This is a genomic window from Micromonospora sp. WMMD712 (assembly GCF_029581295.1).
Classification (GTDB): domain Bacteria; phylum Actinomycetota; class Actinomycetes; order Mycobacteriales; family Micromonosporaceae; genus Micromonospora; species Micromonospora carbonacea.
On the sequence record NZ_CP120743.1, the window covers coordinates 3,844,537 to 3,863,471 of the forward strand.

The window sequence follows — 18,935 nt, forward strand, 5'->3', positions numbered from 1 at the left end:
GTGTTCCGGGGTCTCCGCGTGTACGCGCAGAGCGAAATTCGGACGGGTGGTGGGACCCGGCTGCACGCCCCCGCACGGGCCCGCGCCGCCCTCCGGCGACCGGTTCGACCGGTCAACGGGGGGCCGGCCGGCGGTCCGGGCGACGGGCCGGGTGGGCGGCGGTCCGGTCGTCCACAGGCTGTGGACGAGTTTTCCACCGGTTGTGGACAACGCCGCGACGAGCCGGGTTCTTCCCGTCCGGCGGGCGGTGCCCCGCGCCGGGGCGCACGGCCGCGCCGGCGTCGGGCGGGGCGACGTCGGGCGGGGCGGCGGCCCGTCGCGCCCGGGGCGGTTCGGTGACACGGCGACGCCGGCCCGGAGGTGTGCTCCGGTCCGGCGTCGGTGTCGCCCGTGTCGGGGTTGTCCCGCCGAGGGCCCTGTCGCACCCGGCGACGGTGGCGGTCACCCGGGACCGCCTCGGCGCTCAGCGCTTGGCGTGGAACTCGTCCACGATCTCCTGCGGGATGCGTCCCCGGTCGGAGATCTCCTTGCCCTCGCGCTTGGCCCAGGCCCGGATCGCCTTGTTCTGCTCGCGGTCGGCGGTGGCACCGCCCCGGCCGCGCGCTGCCCGCCCGCCGACCACCACGCCGCCCCGGCCCACCTTGGTGCCGTTCGCGACGTAGGGCGAGAAAACCTCCCGCAATTTCTCGGCGTTCGTGGCGGACAGGTCGATCTCGTACTGAACCCCGTCGAGCGCGAACTTGACGGTCTCGTCAGCGTCCCCGCCGTCCAGGTCATCGACCAGCTTGTGAATGATCTGCTTGGCCACGTCCCACATTCCTTTCGAGCAGGGTGATCCTGCAAACTGAGAGCACAATAACCCGCCCGATGCTTGCCTCGTCAATAGGATGCGGTAACTGCCCCTGCCGGGTGGCCGGTCGGCTACTCCGCGCGGACCAACGGGAAGAGGATGGTTTCCCGAATTCCCAGGCCCGTCAGCGCCATCAACAGCCGGTCGATTCCCATTCCCATGCCGCCGGCCGGGGGCATTCCGTACTCCATGGCCCGGAGAAAGTCCTCGTCCAGCCGCATGGCCTCGTCGTCGCCGCGGGCCGCGAGCTGGGCCTGGGCGACGAGCCGTTCCCGCTGCACCACCGGGTCGACCAGCTCCGAGTACGCGGTGCCCAGCTCGAACCCGAGGACGTAGAGGTCCCACTTCTCGGCCAGCCCCGGCTCGCTGCGGTGGGCCCGGGTCAGCGGGCTGGTCTCCTCCGGGTAGTCCCGCACGAACGTCGGCGCCTGGAGCCCCGGCACGACCAGTTCCTCGAACAGCTCCTCGGCGAGCTTGCCCGGCCCCCACTTCGGGTCGACGGCCAGGCCGACCTTGTCGGCGTACTCGACGAGGCGGGCCCGCTCGGTGCGGACGGTGACCTCTTCGCCGAGCGCCTCCGAAAGCACCCCGAAGAGGGTCACGGAGCGCCACTCGCCGCCCAGATCGAACTCGCGGCCATCCGCGTGCGTCACCACGGTCGACCCACCGACCGCGATCGCGGCCTCCTGCACCAGATTGCGGGTCAGCGCCGCCATCGTGTCGTAGTCGCCGTACGCCTGGTAGGCCTCCAGCATCGCGAACTCCGGCGAGTGCGAAGAGTCGACACCCTCATTACGGAAGTTACGGTTGATCTCGAACACCCGCTCGACGCCGCCGACCACGGCGCGCTTGAGAAACAGTTCCGGCGCGATTCGCAGATACAGATCGGTGCTCAACGCATTGCTGTGGGTCACGAATGGCCGGGCCGCCGCGCCGCCGTGCAGCAACTGGAGCATCGGGGTCTCCACCTCGACGAAGCCCTGCCCGTGCAGGCAGTCGCGCAGGCTGCGCACGGCCGCGGCCCGCGTGCGCACCATCTGGCGCGCCTGCGGGCGCACGATCAGGTCGACGTAGCGCTGGCGGACCCGGGCCTCCTCGCTGAGCGGCTTGTGCGCCACCGGCAGCGGGCGCAGCGCCTTTGCGGTGACCGCCCACTGCTCGGCCAGCACCGACAGCTCGCCGCGCCGGCTGGTGATCACCTCGCCGGTCACCCCGACGTGGTCGCCCAGGTCGACGAGGCGCTTCCAGTCGTCCAGCCGCTCCGCGCCGACCCGGTCGAGGGAGAGCATCGCCTGGAGCTCGGTGCCGTCGCCGTCCCGCAGCGTCGCGAAGCAGAGCTTGCCGGTGTTCCGTACGAAGATCACCCGGCCGGTGACCGAGACCCGGTCGCCCGTGGCCGTGTCGGTGGGCAGGTCGGCATACCTCGCGCGGACCTCGGCCAGGGTGTCGGTCCGGGGAAACCCGACGGGGTACGGCTCGACGCCGTCGGCGAGCATCCGGTCCCGCTTCTCCCGGCGGACCTTCATCTGCTCGGGAAGGTCGTCGGCGGGGTCGACTGACACGGGATTCTGCTCGGTCACGGCACGCTTCCTCAGCTCAGGAGTTTCGGCGGGGTCAGGCCCGAGCGTACTCAAGGCCCCCGGCACCCGTTACGGCATGACCCACCCACGCCGGCCCATCGGGTACGGGGTGAGCGGGGTGCCCTTCTCTACCGGAAGCGTTAACAGGGGGCCCTTCCTTGCGCCTCACACGTTGCGGTCGTAGACCATGCGCAGGCCGATCAGGGTGATCATCGGCTCGTGGTGGGTGATGGTGCGGCACTCGCCGATCACCACCGACGCGAGCCCGCCGGTGGCGATCACCGCCCGCACCTCGCCCAGCTCCTCGGTCATCCGCTCGACGATCCGGTCCACCTGCCCGGCGAAGCCGAAGTACAGCCCCGACTGGAGACACTCGACGGTGTTCTTGCCGATCACCGAGCGGGGCTTGGCCGCCTCCACCTTGCGCAGCTGGGCGGCGCGGGCCGCCAGCGCGTCGAAGGAGATCTCGATGCCGGGGGCGAACGCGCCGCCGAGGAACTCGCCCCGGCCGCTGATCACGTCGAAGTTGGTGGTGGTGCCGAAGTCGACCACGATCGACGGCCCGCCGAACAGCGTGTACGCGGCGAGCGTGTTGACCACCCGGTCGGCGCCGACCTCCTTCGGGTTGTCGATCGCGAGCTGCACGCCGGTGCGTACCCCCGGCTCGACGATGACGCTCGGCAGGTCGGCGTAGTAGCGGGCGAGCATCGTCCGCAGCGAACGCAGCGCGGCCGGCACCGTCGAGCAGGCGGCCACCCCGGTGATCTCCACGGCGTCACCGGCGAGCAGCCCCCGGAACATCAGCCCGAGCTCGTCCGCCGTGGAGCGGGCGTCGGTCTTGATCCGCCAGGAGTGCACCAGCTTGTCGCCGTCGAAGGTCGCCAGCACGGTGTTGGTGTTTCCGATGTCGATGCAGAGCAGCACGCACGCAGCCTAGACGCGCGGGGGCTCACCGGGGACGCAGGTCCAGCGCCACGTCCAGGATCGGCGAGGAGTGCGTCAGCGCGCCGACCGACAGGTAGTCCACGCCGGTCGCACCGTATTCCGCCACGACGTCGAGGGTCAGCCCGCCGGTCGCCTCCAGCTCCGCCCGGTCCCCCACGGCGGCCACCACCGCGCGCAGCGTCGCCGGGGTCATGTTGTCCAGCAGCAGGAAGTCCGCGCCCGCCTCGACGGCCTCCAGCGCCTCGGCGAGGGTGTCCACCTCCACCTGCACCGCCACGCCGGGGAAGACCTCCCGGACCCGGCGGTAGGCCGCCGCGACGCCGCCGGCCGCGAACTTGTGGTTGTCCTTGATCATGGCGACGTCGTACAGGCCCATCCGCTTGTTGGTGCCGCCGCCGGCCCGCACCGCGTACTTCTCCAGGGCCCGCAGGCCCGGGGTGGTCTTGCGGGTGTCCAGCACGGTCGCCTTCGTGCCGGCCAGCGCGTCCGCCCAGGCCCGGGTGTGGGTGGCCACCCCGGACATCCGGCAGAGCAGGTTGAGCGCCGTGCGCTCGGCGGTGAGCAGCAGCCGGGTCGGCCCGGCCACCGTGGCCAGCACGTCGCCGCGGGCCACCCGCTGCCCGTCGTGGGCCACCAGCGACACCTCGACGGTACGGCCGCCGCCCGCCCCGCCGGCCAGGCCGGCGCCCGGCGCGCCACCGGGGTCGGCCGGCGGAGGGTTGCCCGGGAAGCCGGTCACCTCGGCGGCCAGCTCGAACGCCGCGGCCGCCACGGCCAGCCCCGCGACCACCCCGTCGGCGCGGGCGACCAGGTCGGCCGTGTCGGTCTGGGTGGCCGGGATGGTGGCGACGCTGGTGACGTCGAGGAAGTCCGGGCCGAGGTCCTCGGCGAACGCGGTGACGAGCACCCGCCGTACCTCGGCCGGGTCCAGCCCGGCCGCCCGCAGCGCCTGCTCCGTCGTGTCCCTCATCGCTCTCCAGCCTCCCAGCGAGACGTCAGCCTGCCCTGCTCCCCGACCTCGGCGACCAGGTGGCCCCGCCACCGCTCGTCGGCCGTCGGGTGGTCCTCCCGCCAGTGGCAGCCCCGGGTCTCCCGGCGGGCGTACGCGGCGGCGACCAGGGCCGACGCCACCGTGACCAGGTTCGTGGCCTCCCAGTCGGCGGTGCGCGGGGTGCCCCGGCCGGAACCCAGCTCGCCCAGCTCCGTGGCCGTGGCGGCGAGCGTGTCCGCCGAGCGCAGCACCCCGGCGCCCCGGGTCATCGCCCGTTGCAGCGCGGGCGTCCCGGCGGCGGGCACCACCCAGCCGCCCCCGCCGGCCCACGCGCCGGCCTCGGCGGGCCGGGCCTGCTCGGGCAGGCCGGCGGCGATGTCCTCGGCGATCCGGCGGGAGAACACCAGTCCCTCCAGCAGCGAGTTGCTGGCCAGCCGGTTCGCGCCGTGCACGCCCGTGCAGGCCACCTCGCCGCAGGCGTACAGGCCGGGGATGGAGGTGCGGCCCCGCAGGTCCGTGCGGACGCCGCCGGAGGCGTAGTGGGCGGCCGGGGCGACCGGGATCAGGTCGGCGGCCGGGTCGACGCCGATGGCCAGGCAGGAGGCGACGATGGTCGGGAAGCGCCCGGCCAGGAAGTCGCCGCCGAGGTGCCGGGCGTCGAGGAAGACGTGGTCGGCGCCGGTGGCCAGCAGCACCCGGTGGATGCCCTTGGCCACCACGTCCCGGGGGGCCAGCTCCGCCAGCTCGTGCTGGCCGACCATGAACCGCTTGCCGTCGCCGTCGACGAGGTGCGCGCCCTCGCCGCGCAGCGCCTCGGAGACCAGCGGCTGCTGCGCCCGGCCGGCCCCCGGCACGCCGGCGCCGGCCGGGGTGATCAGCGCCGTGGGATGGAACTGGACGAACTCCACGTCGGTGACCGCCGCGCCGGCCCGCATGGCCAGCGCCACGCCGTCGCCGGTGGAGACGGCCGGGTTGGTGGTGGCCGAGAAGACCTGGCCCATCCCGCCGGTGGCGAGCACCACCGCGCGGGCCAGCAGCGCGCCGACGCCGTCCTCGCTGCCCTCGCCGAGCACGTGCAGGGTGATCCCGCAGGCCGGGCCGAGCCCGCCGGGCCCGTCGCCGGGGGCGCGCAGCAGGTCCAGCACGAGGGCGTGCTCGAACAGCCGGATCCACGGGTCGCGGCGGACCGCCGCGTGCAGGGCCCGCTGCACCTCCGCGCCGGTGGCGTCCCCGCCGGCGTGCACGATCCGGTCGGCCCGGTGCCCGCCCTCCCGGGTGAGCATGAGCGAGCCGTCGGGGTGGCGGTCGAACTCCGCGCCGATGCGCATCAGCTCGCGCAGCCGGATCGGCCCCTCCTCCACCAGCACCCGCACGGCGGCGGGGTCGCACAGCCCCACCCCGGCGACCTCGGTGTCGAAGGCGTGTGCGGCCGGGGTGTCCGCCGGGTCGAGCACGGCGGCGATGCCGCCCTGGGCCCAGCGGGTCGAGCCGTCGTCGATGTTGACCTTGGTGACCACGGTGACGTGCAGGCCGGCCTCGCGCAGGTGCAGCGCGGCGGTCAGCCCGGCCACCCCGGAGCCGACCACGATCACGTCGGTGGTCTCCACCCAGCCGGGCGCGGGCGCGGCCAGCAGCGTCGGCAGGACGGGCAGGTCGACGGTCGGTAGGTCCATGAGCACAGTCAACCCGAAGGCCGCTCACCTCGGGCGGCGGGGGCGGGACGAGTGGTTTGGGCTACCCCGGGCACCCGGCGCGCCCGGCGTCCGGGTCGGGCGGGACGGCGTCGCCGTGCCCCGCCGGCGGGGCGGCGGTCACTTCGTGCGGACCGGCAGGCCGGTCGGGCCCGCGCCCTTCAGGGAGGCGGTCACCGTGCGGTCGCTGAGCCAGAGGTAGCAGCGGACCCCCCGGTCGCCGACCCGCCAGCGCCCCGCCCCCGGCGGGCGGACCACCAGGCCGCTGCGGAAGCGCAGGTCGTCGTCGTCCGGCACGCCCGCGTACCGGGCCAGGACCGTGCGGCAGCCGGCGTAGAAGGGGAGCCAGTCGGCGTCCCGGGCCGGGTACGGCTCGTCCGGCGCCTTCCACACCCCGACGAACTCGGCGTCGTGCCGGGTGGCGCACTCCACCGGCTTGAGCACCTGCGCTCCGCGCCGCCCGACGTTCTCGCTGCGCTGGCAGCCCAGCCGCAGCGGGGAGGGCCCCTTCAGCGCATCCCGCAGGCTGCCCGTGCGGGTGACCGGCACCGCGCCCGCCTCGGCGGTGCTCACCTCGGTCAGGTCGCAGCGGTACCAGCGGGCCCCGGACGTCCAGCCGGTCTTCGACGGCACCGCCACGGCCAGCCGGAGCCGGCCGGCCCGCCAGTCGTCCCCCACGTACGCGGTGGCCCTCGTGTCGCAGTCGGCGAACGGGACGCGCAGCTCGGGCGAGCCGCTGCCGGGCGGGGCGGCCCGGTCGGCCGGGAACGCGCCGACGTGCACGGTCTCCACCCGGTGCGGGAGCGCGCAGTCGACCGGCGCGTACGCCGGCAGGGGCAGCACGTCGACGAAGTCGGCGACCTGGCAGACCCCGGCGGCCGGGGTGAACGGGCCCGCCGGACCCGGGGCGGCCCAGTCGTCGGTGAGGTCGCCGTCGACGCCGGCCGGGCCCCCACAGCCGGCCAGCACGACCGCCGTGACCAGGACGACGCACACGCTCGTCAACGCACGACGCATCGGGCCTCCCCAACCACCAGCTCGCGACGGGACCCCAGCCTAACCAGAGATGACCATCGGTGACATACCGCGTACGGGCAGACATCCGCGTCGACCGCGGGGGTTCGACCCGGACGCCCGGCGGCGCGGGCGGCGGGGATCCGGCCGGGGCGGCCCGGGTCAGCCGACGACGGCCAGCGGGCTCGGGACCGGGTCGCCGGCGGTGCCCGGGGCGGCCGTGGCCGGGTCGGCGTTCAGCTCGACCACCCGGTTGTCGGCGTCGACGTGCACCACCCGGGGCCGGTACGCCCGCGCCTCGGCGTCGTCGAACTGCCCGTACGAGATCAGGATGACCAGGTCGCCGGGGTGCACGAGGTGGGCGGCGGCGCCGTTGATGCCGATCACGCCGCTACCCCGCGCGCCGGGGATGACGTACGTCTCCAGCCGGGCGCCGTTGGTGACGTCCACGATCGCCACCTGCTCGCCGGGGAGCAGGTCGGCCGCGTCGAGCAGGTCCTCGTCCACGGTCACCGAGCCGACGTAGTGCAGGTCGGCCTGCGTCACCGTGGCCCGGTGGATCTTCGACTTGAGCATGGTGCGGAACATCGGGGTGCCTTTCGCGGTGCGGGAGGACGAGTCAGGATCGGGGGGCGAGCCGGATCGCCGTGTTGTCGATCAGGCGGGTGGTGCCGACCTTGGCCGCGATCAGCAGCCGGGCCGGGCCCGCGACCGGGCCGGGCTCCAGGTCGGCGTCGGTGAGCGCCACGTAGTCCACCTCGACCCCGGGCGGGCCGTCGCCCAGCGCCCGGTGCACGGCGGCCAGCACCTCGCCGCCGTGCCCGCCCCGGTCGGCGGCCGCCGCGCCGGCCCGCAGCGCGGCGGACAGGGTAAGCGCGGCCTGCCGCTCGGGGGGCGAGAGGTAGCGGTTGCGGCTGGACAGCGCCAGCCCGTCCGGCTCCCGCACGGTCGGCACGCCGACCACCTCGACGGGCACGTCGAAGTCCCGGGCCATCCGCCGCACCAGGGTGAGCTGCTGGTAGTCCTTCTCGCCGAAGAACGCCAGGTCGGGGCGGGTGAGATGGAACAGCTTCAGCACCACGGTCAGCACCCCGTGGAAGAAGCCGGGCCGGCTCAGGCCCTCCAGGTCGTCGGCGAGCCGCCCCGGGTCCACCCGCACCAGGGGCTCGCCGTCCGGATACACCTCGCCCCGGTCCGGCGCGAAGACCACGTCGGCCCCGGCCCGCCGGCAGACCTCCAGGTCCGCCTCCAGGGTGCGCGGGTAGCGGTCGAAGTCCTCGGTCGGCCCGAACTGGAGCGGGTTCACGAAGATCGTCACCAGCACGTGGTCGGCCCGCTCCCGGGCGGCGCGCAGCAGCGTCTCGTGCCCCGCGTGCAGCGCGCCCATGGTCATCACCACCCCGACGGTGCCGGTCAGGGCGGCGCGCGCCTTCGCCAGCTCCACGCGGGTCCGCACCAGCTCCGTCATGCGTGCCTCACCTCTCGTCGGGTCCCGCCGAGCACGTCGAGCAGCGGCGCGGCGTCCGCCGGGCGCAGCCGGCCCGACGCGATGGCCCGGTCCGCCGTGCGCCGGGCCAGGGCCAGGTACGCCGCGACCGACTCGGGCGCGGTCGCCGCCAACCGTTCCAGGTGCCGGCGTACGGTGCCGGCGTCGCCCCGGGACACCGGGCCGGTCAGCGCGTCGTCACCGAGGCGCAGGGCGTTCTCCAGCGCCGCCCGCAGCAGCGGGGCGAGCACCTTCTCCGGCTGGCCCACCCCGGCGTCGCGCAGCCGGTCGGCCGCCTCGTTGACCAGGGTCACCAGGTGGTTCGCGCCGTGCGCCAGCGCCGCGTGGTAGAGCGCCCGGTCGGCCTCGCCCACCCACTCGGGCACCCCGCCGAGGTCGGCGACCAGCCGGGCGGCCAGCGGACGCAGCTCGGCCGGCGCGGTCACCCCGTACGAGATGCCGGCGAGCCGGCCGAGGTCGTCGGGCGTGCCGGTGAAGGTCATCGCCGGGTGCAGGGCCAGCGGGCGGGCCCCGACGGCGGCGGCGGGGGCGAGGACGGCCAGCCCGTGCGCGCCGGAGGTGTGCGCGACCACCTGGCCGGGGCGCAGCGCCCCGGTCTCGGCGAGACCGGCCACCACCGCCGCGAGCGCGTCGTCGGGCACGGCGACCAGCAGCAGGTCGGTCGCGGCGTGCGCCACGGAGGTGGCGGAGCGGTTGGCGGCGTCGGGCAGCAGCAGGGCGATGCGGGCCTTCGCCGCCCCGGAGACGCCGGAGGCGGCGACCACCCGGTGCCCGGCGGCGGCGAGCGCCGCGCCGAGCACGGCGCCGACCCGGCCGGCGCCGAGGACGCCGACGGTCAGCACGCGGGGGAAGGAGGGTGTGACGCCGCCCGAGGGTGCGGCGGCCCGCGCGGGGGCGGCCGGACGCGGGCGCAGCGGTGCGCTCATGGCAACGATCCAGTCCTCGAAGGGGGTACCGGTCGATCGCAAGTATGCGCCGCGGTGAAGAGGTCGCAACAAGGAGGTGTGAAAACCTTCACCGCCGGGCGGCCGGGCCGCCGCGGGGCGTCGCGACGGCCCGGCCCGGCCATGATCAGCGGCGACGCAGGAACCCGGCGTCGACGAACTTGAAGTCGGTGTCCGGGCGGGCCTCGCCGTCCCCGCCCGGGGTGTCCGGGGTGTTCCGGCCGTCGTGCACCACCAGCAGCCCGCCGGGGAAGCCCGGCAGCGGGGTCGCGGTCACGGCCGCGCCGTCGCACTCCTGCGAGCCGTCCACCACGCCGTCGACCACCGCGAAGCGGCCCGTCGGGCGGCCGGTGCGCCGGTCGTACGTGTGGAACGTGTCGTCGCCCTGGGCGGAGACGACCAGGGTGCCGGTCAGGCGGCCCGTCCGGTAGATCGTCAGCCCCTCCACGTCCTGCGCGATCGGCCCGCCGAACCCGGGATCGGCCGGGTAGTCGGTCACGCAGTCGTCCTCCGCCGGGTCGAACGCGGCCGGCACGCCGTACTCGCGGACCCGCTCGACCAGCGTCGGCGTCCCGGCGAACCGGCCGCCCGCCAGCCGGGTCCGCCACAGGCCCACCTTCTCCTGCGCCAGGTGCACCACGCCGGTGTCCGGGTCCACCACGGTCCCCTCCACCTGCGGGCCGTCGCCCGGGTCGGTGCACGGCGACCAGGCGGTGCCGTCGGGCAGGGTGAACGCCGACGGCAGCGTCAGCCGGTCCACCGGCCGGTAGGTGACCCGCCCGGCGCGCTCGACCAGCCGGAACACCCCCACCTCCGGGGTGCTGCGCCGGCTCACCACCGCGTACGCGGCCCCGGCGGGGTCCACGTAGGCGCCCAGCCCGTACGCGGTGCGCTGCTCGTCGACCTCCGCCTGGTCCCGGCTGAACGCGAACGGCACGCCCGGCGCGGTCACGTCGGTGAGCAGCCGGGTCGCGGGGTCGATCCGGTAGAACCGGAGCTGGTCGCGCCCCCGGTCGGTGACCACCGCCAGGTCGGCCCGCTGCCCGCCGAGCCGGAAACCGGCCACCAGGTCGACGTTGTTGAACCGACCCGGCTCGTCGTCCGGGCCCGGGGCGGGCGGGGTGGCGATCGCCTGCCGCTCGCGGGCGGCCAGGTCGTAGACCCGCAGGCCGCCGTTCTTGGCGGTGGCGATCACCAGGCTGCCGGCCGGGTCGGTCGGGTGCACCCAGATCGCCGGGTCGTCGGCGTCGGCGTCGCCGCCGGCTGCGTCGTCGTACAGGCTGGGGGTCTCGGCCACCGCCCGCACGGCGCGCGGCGCGTCGCCGCGGGCGGGCGCGGCGGCGGCACCGGAGGCGGCCAGCAGCAGCGGTACGGCCGCCAGCGCGGGGATCGCGATTCGTCTCATGCCCGCAGACCGTAGGGTCGGCACGGTGACGGGCCCTGAACGCGGGATGAACTCCGTGCCACTGCGCTGGCGGGACGCGATGGACCGCGCCCTGTACGGGCCGGGCGGCTTCTTCGTCGGCGGGGCGGGTCCGGCCGGCCACTTCCGCACGAGCGCGCACGCCTCCCCGGCGTTCGCGGCGGCGGTGTTCCGGCTCGTGTCGCGGCTCGACGCCGCCCTCGGCTTCCCCGCGCCGTTCGACCTCGTGGACGTGGGCGCGGGCCGGGGCGAGCTGCTCGTCGCCCTGGCCACCCTGGCCGACGAGGCGGCCGGGTCGTCCCTCAGCAGCCGCCTGCGCCTCACGGCCGTGGAACTGGCCCCCCGCCCGACGGACCTCCCGCCCGCCATCGACTGGACGACCGAGGCCCCGACGGGAATCACCGGTCTGCTGTTGGCCACCGAATGGCTGGACAACGTCCCCGTCGACGTGGCCGTCCCCACCGAAACCGGCTGGCGCTACGTGTTGGTGAACCCGAGCACGGGCAAGGAGACCCCCGGCCCCCCACTGACCAGAGAGGACCAGACCTGGCTGACCCGCTGGCACCCCACCCCCACCCCAGGCCCGGTGATCAAGAGGTTTGCGTCAGCGGAAGGGCCCGAACCTGACGCAAACCTCTTGATCACCGAATACGGGGGGCGGGTGGAGGTGGGGCGGGGGCGGGATCTGGCCTGGGCCGGGGTGGTGGGGAGTCTGCGGCGGGGGGTGGCGCTGGGTGTGGACTACGGGCACCTGCGTGGGGCGCGGCCGGTGGGCGGGACGCTGACCGGGTACCGGGGCGGGCGGCAGGTGCCGCCGGTGCCGGACGGCTCGTGCGACGTCACCGCGCACGTGGCCATGGACTCCGTCGCCGCCGCCGGGGAGCGGGTCGCCGGGTGCGCGTACACGCTGATGTCGCAGCGGGAGGCGCTGCGCGCGCTCGGGGCCGACGGCGGGCGACCGCCGCTGAGCCTGGCCGGCACCGACCCGGCCGGCTACCTGCGGGCGCTCGCCGCCGCGTCGGCGGTGGCCGAGCTGACCGACCCGGCCGGGCTCGGCGGGCACTGGTGGCTGCTCCAGCCGGTCGGCGTCGCCGTCGATGCGCTCATGGCACGATGACGGGCATGACCACGGACACCGGTGACCTGCGCGAGCTGACCGTCGGCACCGGGGCCGGCGGCGAGCAGCTCGGCACCGACATGGTGCTCAACATCGGGCCGCAGCACCCCTCCACGCACGGCGTGCTGCGGCTCAAGCTGGTGCTCGACGGGGAACGGGTGGTCGCCGCCGAGCCGATCGTCGGCTACATGCACCGGGGCGCGGAGAAGCTGTTCGAGGTGCGCGACTACCGGCAGATCATCGTGCTCGCCAACCGGCACGACTGGCTGTCGGCGTTCTCCAACGAGCTGGGCGTGGTGCTCGCCGTCGAGCGGCTCATGGGCATGGAGGTGCCCGAGCGCGCCACCTGGCTGCGGATGGCCCTGGCCGAGCTGAACCGGGTGCTCAACCACCTGATGTTCCTCGGCTCCTACCCGCTGGAGATCGGCGCGATCACGCCGGTCTTCTACGCGTTCCGCGAGCGGGAGACCATCCAGGCGGTCATGGAGGAGGTCTCCGGCGGCCGGATCCACTACATGTTCAACCGGGTCGGCGGGCTCAAGGAGGAGGTGCCGGCCGGCTGGACCGGCCGGGCCCGCGCCGCCATCGGTGAGGTACGCCGCCGCATGCCGGACCTGGACAGGCTGATCCGGCGCAACGAGATCTTCCTGGCCCGCACCGTCGGGGTCGGGGTGCTGTCCGCCGCCGACGCCGCCGCGTTCGGCGCGTCCGGGCCCGTCGCCCGCGCCTCCGGGCTCGACCTGGACCTGCGCCGCGACGAGCCCTACCTCGCCTACGACCAGCTCGACGTGCCGGTCGTGACGAAGACCGCCGGGGACTGCCACGCCCGGTTCGAGGTGCTGCTCGACCAGGTGTACGCCTCGCTCGACCTCGCCGAGCAGTGCCTGGAGCGGGTGGACCGGCTCACCGGGCCGGTGAACACCCGGCTGCCGAAGGTCGTGAAGGCCCCCGAGGGGCACACGTACGCCTGGACGGAGAACCCGCTCGGCATCAACGGCTACTACCTGGTGTCGCGGGGCGAGAAGACGCCGTGGCGGCTGAAACTGCGCACCGCGTCGTACGCGAACGTGCAGGCGCTGGCCACCCTGCTGCCGGGGTGCCTGGTGCCCGACCTGATCGCGATCCTCGGCTCGATGTTCTTCGTGGTGGGCGACATCGACAAGTAGGGAGCTCCCCCTGCCGGTTCGCGCCGGCGGGGTCAGCGCCAGTGGTCGGCCGGGCGGGCAGCGCCGGCGCGGGGCGTCTCGTCGGGGGGCGGGTACCCGTACCGCTGCCCGTCGGCGCGCTGGTGCCGGCTGGGCCGGGCCGGCTCGGGTTCCGCCGCCGCCCACCGCTCCGCCGAGGGGGCCTCGCTTCGGGCCGGCGACCGCCACTGCGTCGGCACGGGCACGCCGCCCGCCGGCAGCGCCGGGGACGCCGGCTCGGACCACGTCCCGTGCTCCCAGTCCGTGTCGCCGCCCGGCCCCGCGTGGGCGGGCCGACCGCTGCGGTCCGCGCCGCCGCCGTCCGCGTCCGGCCAGCCGCCCGGGCCGGCGGCCCCCGCCCCGGCGGCGTCCCCGTCCCACCAGCGGTCCCCCGGGCTCCCCTGCGGATAGGGGTCGCCCTGCCGGACCGCCGCCCAGCGGTCCTCCACCCGGTACCCGCTGCTGGTCGCGTCCGCGTGCGCGGTGGCCCGGCGCTCGCCGATCCGGACCTCCCGGCCCCGGTCGTCGTCGCGCACCTCCGCCCACCGGTCGCCGGCCTCCGCCTCGGACCACTGGCCGGAGGCGGCGGGCGCGGGCGGGTACGCGGGGACGCGGTCCGCCCCGTGCCGACCCGGCGGGCCGTCGCCGCCGCCGGCCCGCGGCCCGCCGTAGCCGCCCCGCGCCCGCGGCTGGACGGCCGCGCCCCGCGCCTCGCCTCGGGCGGCGTCGGACGGCTCGCCCCGGAAGGACGGCTGCCGGGCCCAGGCACGGTCGTCGAACGGCTCCGCGGCGGCCGGCTCAGGGAACCGGTGGGCGTCGGCGCCCCGCACGCGGGCGACCGGGTCGGCGTGCCCGGCCCACGGCGGGCCCTCCGGCTCACCGGCCGCCGGTAGTTGGCCGCCGGACCACGGCGGGTCCTCCGGTTCACCGGCCGCCGGCCGTCGGCCACCCGACCACGGCCGTTCCCGGGGAGCCGGCGACCACCGGTCGTCGTCACCACCGGGGGCCGGGGACCAGCGCTCGCCGCCGTAACCGCCGGCCGCCGGATCCGGCCCGTCGACGACGGTGTGCCGGGTGGTGACGTGCACGGTCTCCGTGCGCCGGACCACGCCGACCGGGCGCGGGGCCGGGGCGGGCTCGGGGGCGGCCGGCTGCGGTGGCCGCAGGCCGGGCTCGGCCGGGCGGGACGGCGCGCCGTAGACGCCGGGCCGAGCAGGGTGGTCGCCGCCGTAGACGCCCGGCTGGGCGGGACGGTCGCCGCCGTAGACGCCCGGTCGGGGCGGGCCGTCCGCGCCGTGGCGTGGGGCCGGCTGGGGGCGGTGGCCCGGGGACGCGTCGTCCGGGCGGGCGGGCGTACGGAGCCCGGCCGCCGGGGCCTCCTCGGCGTCGCCGGGCGGGCCGGCGTCGGCGTACGTCTCGGCGGGCGCGACCCGGGCCCGGCCCGGTCCCGCCGGCTGCGCCGCCGGCGGATCGGGGTCGGCGGCGATCCCGGCCGCCGCGGCGTCGAGCCGGCGACGCAGCGCGCCCACCTGCTCCTGGGCCCGCTGGGACACGTCGAGGGCCTGGTTGCCGCGCTGGGCGGCGGCCACGATCTCGCCGCGCAGCTCCCGGCGCAACTGGTCGATCTCGTCCCGCAGCTCCTCGGCCGCCTCCCCGTGCCCGCCGTCGCCGTCGGCGCGCAGCGCGATCGACAGGCCGATCAGCACCACGGCGAGGATCGCCAGCACGGCGGCGAACCGCAGCGGACCGTTGCCGTCGGCGACCAGCAGGATCAGCGCCGCGACGGGGGCCAGCGCCACACCGATCCAGAACAGCACGGACAGCAGTCGGGGATCACGCCTGTCGGTGGCGGCAACCGTGGCGGGCATGGATGTGCAGCCTACCGAGAGTTCCGCCTACTGGGAACGTTCTGAACAGCACCGGTCGCCGACGGCACGGGGCCGCCGGCGACCGGTGGGCGGGTCAGCTGGCCGCGAGCGCCCCGTCGGACGAGAAGACGAGGCCGACGCTGGCACTCCCCGTCTTCAGGGCGTTCTTGGTCTGCGGGCCACCCGCGTCCAGCGAGCTGAACGAGCCGGCCTTGAAGTCGTAGACCTCCACCAGGCCCGCCTGGCACTTCGGGCGCTGCGGGCACTCCGGCGGGCCGGCCAGCACGGTCGCGCTGCCGGAGCACTTGGCCGCCAGCTCGGACAGGGTGCCCACCCCGTACTTGTCGGCGAACGCCTTGGTGACGGCGAACGCGTTCTGGTCCTGGGCGGCGGACGGCGTGCCGAAGGCGATGCCGGCCTTCTCGCCGGCGGCCTTGAGGGCGGCGACGGTCTTGTCCAGCTCCGGCGAGGAGACCGGCTGGGCGTCCTTGCCGTTGGCCTTCGTGTTGAGGAACTCGGCCATGGTCGCCGCGTACTCCGGGACGACCTGGATCTCGCCCTTCTCCAGGGCCGGCTCGTAGAGCTCGCGGTTGCCGATCTGCTGCACCTTGACCTGGTAGCCGGCGGCGGTGAGCGCGATGCGGTACAGCTCGGCGATGGTCTGGCTCTCGGTGAAGTTGCCGGCGCCGACGACGATCGTGCCGCCCGCCCCCTTGGCGATGCCCTGGGTGACGTTGTTGGCCGTGACGAACTCCTCGGCGGCGACCTTGCTGGTCTTGCGGTCGACGTCGACGGCCTTGTTGAGCGCGATCAGCTTCGGCGTGTCCAGCGCGGCGGAGACCTTGTCCAGCGCCGCGAGCAGCTCCGGGGTGGCCGCCTTGGCGTTGACCGCCGGAATGACGTTGTCGGTGTTCTGGAGCTTCTTGTCGTCGGCGAGGACGACGAGCTGGTCACCGGCGACCGGGGCGCACCCCGCCCCCGACGCCCCCTGCTGCGGGGCCTCGGTGCCGGAGGAGCCGGCGTCGCCACAGCCGGTGAGGAAACCGGCCGCCGCGAGGGCGCCGACCGCGCCGATGGCCAGCCGTGTACGTGCGCGCATCAAGCCCGCCTTCCGTGTCCCGGCGCGGCCCTCGGGCCGGCCGCGTGTCCGACGGACGATCTCCTGTCGTCGCCCGCGATCTTCCACCCAACATCCTGCCCGCCGGGACCGACAACCCGAGGCGAGGTTCGTCACCGGATCGTCACCCGAGCGTGACCCGGACCGTCAGCTCCCGGCGACGGCGTCGGCGGCCCGGCGGTTGGCCCGCCGCCGCGCCGGGCGCAGCGGGCGCGGGGTGACCAGCCGCTCGATCAGGGCCAACACCAGCTCGACCAGCATCGCCAGCCCGGCCACCAGCAGGCCGCCCGCGATGATCTGCCCGCCGCCGGCGGCGATGTCCAGGCCGAAGCCGGCCCGGATGATCTGGCCCAGCCCGCCGCCGTTGACGAACGACGCCAGCGCGGCCGTCGCCACCACCTGCACCGCCGCCGTGCGGAACCCGGCCGCCAGGTAGGGCACCGCCAGCGGCAGCTCCACCCGGCGCAGCACCTGCCCGCCCGACAGCCCCATCCCGCGCGCCGCGTCCCGGGCCTCCGGGTCGGTCTGCCGCACCCCCGTGTACGCGTTGGCCAGCAGCGGCGGCACCGCGAAGACGGCCAGCGCGACCACCACGGCGGGGCGGCCGAACCCGAGGAACGTCAGGGGCAGGATGGTCAGCAGGGCCAGGGTGGGGATCGCCAGGGTGACGTTGGACACCAGCACGACCAGCCCGCCGCCCCGGCCGGTGTGCCCGAGCCACAGCCCGACCGGCCAGGCCACCAGGCAGCCGAGCAGCACGGCCGCGGCCGACATGCCGAGGTGCTCGCCGAGCCGGTCGAGGATGCCGCCCGGGTTGGTCCAGTTCAGCGGGTCGTTGAGCCAGAGCACCGCCTGGCCGACCGGGTTGCTCACCGGGTTCCCCCTCCTCGGACGCCGGTGGGGCGCGGGCCCGGCCGCCCGGCGCTCCCCGGGCGCCCGCCCCGCCGCCCCGCGTTCATCGCGCCCGCCCGCGCAGCCAGGGGGTGACCGCCCGGCCGAGCCCGGCGAGGATCAGGTCCAGCACCAGGGCGAGCAGCACGCAGAGCAGCGTGCCGGTCATGATCTCGGCCTTGTAGAAGTTGTTCTGGAAGCCGGCGAAGATGAGCTGGCCCAGCCCGCCCCGGCCGACCACCACCCCGACGGTCACCAGCGCCACGGTCGACACGGTGGCCAGCCGCAGGCCGGTGAGGATGCCGGGCAGCGCCAGCGGCAGCTCGATCCGCAGCAGCCGGCCCCACCGGCCGTACCCCATCCCCTCCGCCGCCTCGCGGACCTCGGGGGGCACCTGGCTCAGCCCGGCGACGGCGTTGCGGACGATGACCAGCAGCGCGTACAGCACCACCACGCTGAGCACGGTCACCGCCCCGATCCCCAGGTAGGGCGCGAGGAACGCGAACAGGGCCAGCGACGGGATCGTGTAGAGCACCCCGGTGAACGCGAGGATCGGGCCGGCGAGGGGGCGGAACCAGTGGGCCGCCACCGCGAGCGGCAGCGCCACCAGGGCGGCGATCAGCACGGCCCGGGCGGTCAGGGAGGCGTGGTCGCGCAGCGCGGCGACGATCGTGTCAGAGTTGTCCCGCACGTACTGCCAGGAGAACCACGGGTTACCCGGGTCGGCCCGGTAGCTCAGGCGGAAGGACATGCGTGGACGTTACCCCGAACACCCGGAGCGCCGCCGGACCGGAACCGGCCGAAGGCGACGCACCCGCGTCGACCACGGCGGCCGGAACCCCCGCGGCGGCCATCGCGCTGGAGCGCATCGGCAAGCGGTACCCGGACGGCACCGAGGCGGTCCGCGAGCTGACCCTGCGGGTGCCGGCCGGCGAGCTGGTGGTGCTGATCGGGCCGTCCGGCTGCGGCAAGTCGACCGTGCTGCGCATGATCAACAGGCTGATCGAGCCCACCGCCGGCCGGATCCTGCTCGGCGACGAGGACGTGACCCGGGTCGACCCGGTCGCGCTGCGCCGCCGGATCGGTTACGTCATCCAGAACGTGGGCCTGTTCCCCCACCAGACGGTCGTGGCCAACGTCGGCACCGTCCCCCGGCTGCTCGGCTGGCCCCGCGACCGGATCCGCCGGCGCAGCGAGGAGCTGCTGGAGCTGGTGGGGCTCGACCCGGGCCGGTTCGGCCGGCGCTACCCGCACGAGCTCTCCGGCGGGCAGCGGCAGCGGGTCGGGGTGGCCCGCGCGCTCGCCGCCGACCCGGTGGTGCTGCTGATGGACGAGCCGTTCTCGGCGGTCGACCCGATCGTGCGGACCCGGTTGCAGGAGGAGTTCCTGCGTCTCCAGGCCGAGGTGCGCAAGACCATCGTGCTGGTCACCCACGACCTCGACGAGGCGGTCCGGCTCGGCGACCGGATCGCCGTGCTCTCCCAGGGCGGCCGGCTGGAGCAGTACGACACCCCGGCGGCCCTGCTCGCCGCGCCCGCCTCCGAGTTCGTCCGGGACTTCGTCGGCGCGGACCGGGGCATCCGGGCGCTGGCGGTCACCCCGGTCACCCGGGAGACGCTGGAGCCGGCCCCCGCCGACCCCGCCGGGCTGCCACAGGTCGCGCTGGGCGCCTCGGCGTACGACGCGCTCGCGGTGATGCTGACCTCCGGCGCGGACCGGGTGCTGGTGACCACCGACGGCGGGCCGGCCGGCGTGCTCACCCGGGAACGCGCGCTGGGCGCCGGCCGGGAGGGGGCCTGAGCCAGGCGGGCGG

17 protein-coding genes are annotated in these 18,935 nt (G+C 75.6%); 3 read left to right on the forward strand and 14 right to left on the reverse strand.

Translation table 11 applies throughout. The features are described 5' to 3' along the window. Positions 1-463: 463 nt before the first annotated feature. The 10 genes from O7633_RS16525 to O7633_RS16570 form a co-directional block, all read right to left on the reverse strand. On the reverse strand, positions 464-808 hold the full coding sequence (locus tag O7633_RS16525; protein WP_198956599.1) for an Lsr2 family protein: 345 nt from the start codon (positions 806-808) through the stop codon (positions 464-466). A gap of 113 nt (positions 809-921) precedes the next feature. Further along, positions 922-2,430 (reverse strand): lysine--tRNA ligase, encoded by a 1,509-nt coding sequence (gene lysS / locus O7633_RS16530; RefSeq protein ID WP_282328409.1) that lies wholly within the window; start codon positions 2,428-2,430, stop codon positions 922-924. 165 nt (positions 2,431-2,595) lie between these two features. Next, on the reverse strand, positions 2,596-3,354 hold the full coding sequence (locus tag O7633_RS16535; protein ID WP_074472289.1) for a type III pantothenate kinase: 759 nt from the start codon (positions 3,352-3,354) through the stop codon (positions 2,596-2,598). Between the two features lie 25 nt (positions 3,355-3,379). Next, positions 3,380-4,345, reverse strand: coding sequence for a carboxylating nicotinate-nucleotide diphosphorylase (gene nadC, locus O7633_RS16540; RefSeq protein WP_282328410.1), 966 nt, complete (start codon positions 4,343-4,345; stop codon positions 3,380-3,382). Further along, positions 4,342-6,039 carry an L-aspartate oxidase gene (locus tag O7633_RS16545; RefSeq protein ID WP_282328411.1) on the reverse strand — a complete coding sequence of 566 codons (1,698 nt, stop codon included), beginning with the start codon at positions 6,037-6,039 and terminating at the stop codon, positions 4,342-4,344. Before O7633_RS16545 ends, nadC begins: the two co-directional genes overlap by 4 nt. A 138-nt stretch (positions 6,040-6,177) precedes the next feature. Further along, positions 6,178-7,074, reverse strand: coding sequence for a septum formation family protein (locus O7633_RS16550; protein WP_282328412.1), 897 nt, complete (start codon positions 7,072-7,074; stop codon positions 6,178-6,180). Between the two features lie 159 nt (positions 7,075-7,233). Then, positions 7,234-7,659 (reverse strand): aspartate 1-decarboxylase, encoded by a 426-nt coding sequence (gene panD / locus O7633_RS16555; RefSeq protein WP_074472285.1) that lies wholly within the window; start codon positions 7,657-7,659, stop codon positions 7,234-7,236. A 31-nt stretch (positions 7,660-7,690) separates the two neighbouring features. Beyond that, positions 7,691-8,539 (reverse strand): pantoate--beta-alanine ligase, encoded by an 849-nt coding sequence (panC, locus tag O7633_RS16560; protein ID WP_282328413.1) that lies wholly within the window; start codon positions 8,537-8,539, stop codon positions 7,691-7,693. Then, positions 8,536-9,504, reverse strand: coding sequence for a Rossmann-like and DUF2520 domain-containing protein (locus tag O7633_RS16565; RefSeq protein WP_282328414.1), 969 nt, complete (start codon positions 9,502-9,504; stop codon positions 8,536-8,538). Before O7633_RS16565 ends, panC begins: the two co-directional genes overlap by 4 nt. A gap of 145 nt (positions 9,505-9,649) precedes the next feature. Beyond that, a complete protein-coding gene (locus O7633_RS16570; RefSeq protein WP_282328415.1) occupies positions 9,650-10,927 on the reverse strand; it encodes a phytase in 1,278 nt (425 codons plus the stop codon). Between the two features lie 55 nt (positions 10,928-10,982). Here O7633_RS16570 and O7633_RS16575 point away from each other — a divergent pair, with 55 nt between their 5' ends. Both O7633_RS16575 and O7633_RS16580 read left to right on the forward strand, forming a co-directional pair. Continuing rightward, a complete protein-coding gene (locus O7633_RS16575) occupies positions 10,983-12,062 on the forward strand; it encodes an SAM-dependent methyltransferase (protein WP_282328579.1) in 1,080 nt (359 codons plus the stop codon). Next, positions 12,059-13,228, forward strand: a complete 1,170-nt coding sequence (locus O7633_RS16580; RefSeq protein WP_176734736.1) for an NADH-quinone oxidoreductase subunit D — start codon at positions 12,059-12,061, stop codon at positions 13,226-13,228. Before O7633_RS16575 ends, O7633_RS16580 begins: the two co-directional genes overlap by 4 nt. Before the next feature lie 32 nt (positions 13,229-13,260). Here the strand turns inward: O7633_RS16580 and O7633_RS16585 are convergent, their stop codons facing one another. The 4 genes from O7633_RS16585 to O7633_RS16600 form a co-directional block, all read right to left on the reverse strand. Then, positions 13,261-15,114 carry a hypothetical protein gene (locus O7633_RS16585; RefSeq protein WP_282328416.1) on the reverse strand — a complete coding sequence of 618 codons (1,854 nt, stop codon included), beginning with the start codon at positions 15,112-15,114 and terminating at the stop codon, positions 13,261-13,263. 94 nt (positions 15,115-15,208) lie between these two features. After that, complete coding sequence (locus O7633_RS16590) at positions 15,209-16,213, reverse strand: glycine betaine ABC transporter substrate-binding protein (RefSeq protein ID WP_282328417.1); 1,005 nt, start codon at positions 16,211-16,213, stop codon at positions 15,209-15,211. A 165-nt stretch (positions 16,214-16,378) separates the two neighbouring features. Continuing rightward, on the reverse strand, positions 16,379-17,104 hold the full coding sequence (locus O7633_RS16595; RefSeq protein ID WP_282328418.1) for an ABC transporter permease subunit: 726 nt from the start codon (positions 17,102-17,104) through the stop codon (positions 16,379-16,381). Positions 17,105-17,186: 82 nt separating this feature from the next. Continuing rightward, positions 17,187-17,873 carry an ABC transporter permease gene (locus tag O7633_RS16600; RefSeq protein WP_074472276.1) on the reverse strand — a complete coding sequence of 229 codons (687 nt, stop codon included), beginning with the start codon at positions 17,871-17,873 and terminating at the stop codon, positions 17,187-17,189. A gap of 101 nt (positions 17,874-17,974) precedes the next feature. Here O7633_RS16600 and O7633_RS16605 point away from each other — a divergent pair, with 101 nt between their 5' ends. Next, positions 17,975-18,922 (forward strand): ATP-binding cassette domain-containing protein, encoded by a 948-nt coding sequence (locus tag O7633_RS16605; RefSeq protein ID WP_282328580.1) that lies wholly within the window; start codon positions 17,975-17,977, stop codon positions 18,920-18,922. Positions 18,923-18,935 lie beyond the last annotated feature (13 nt).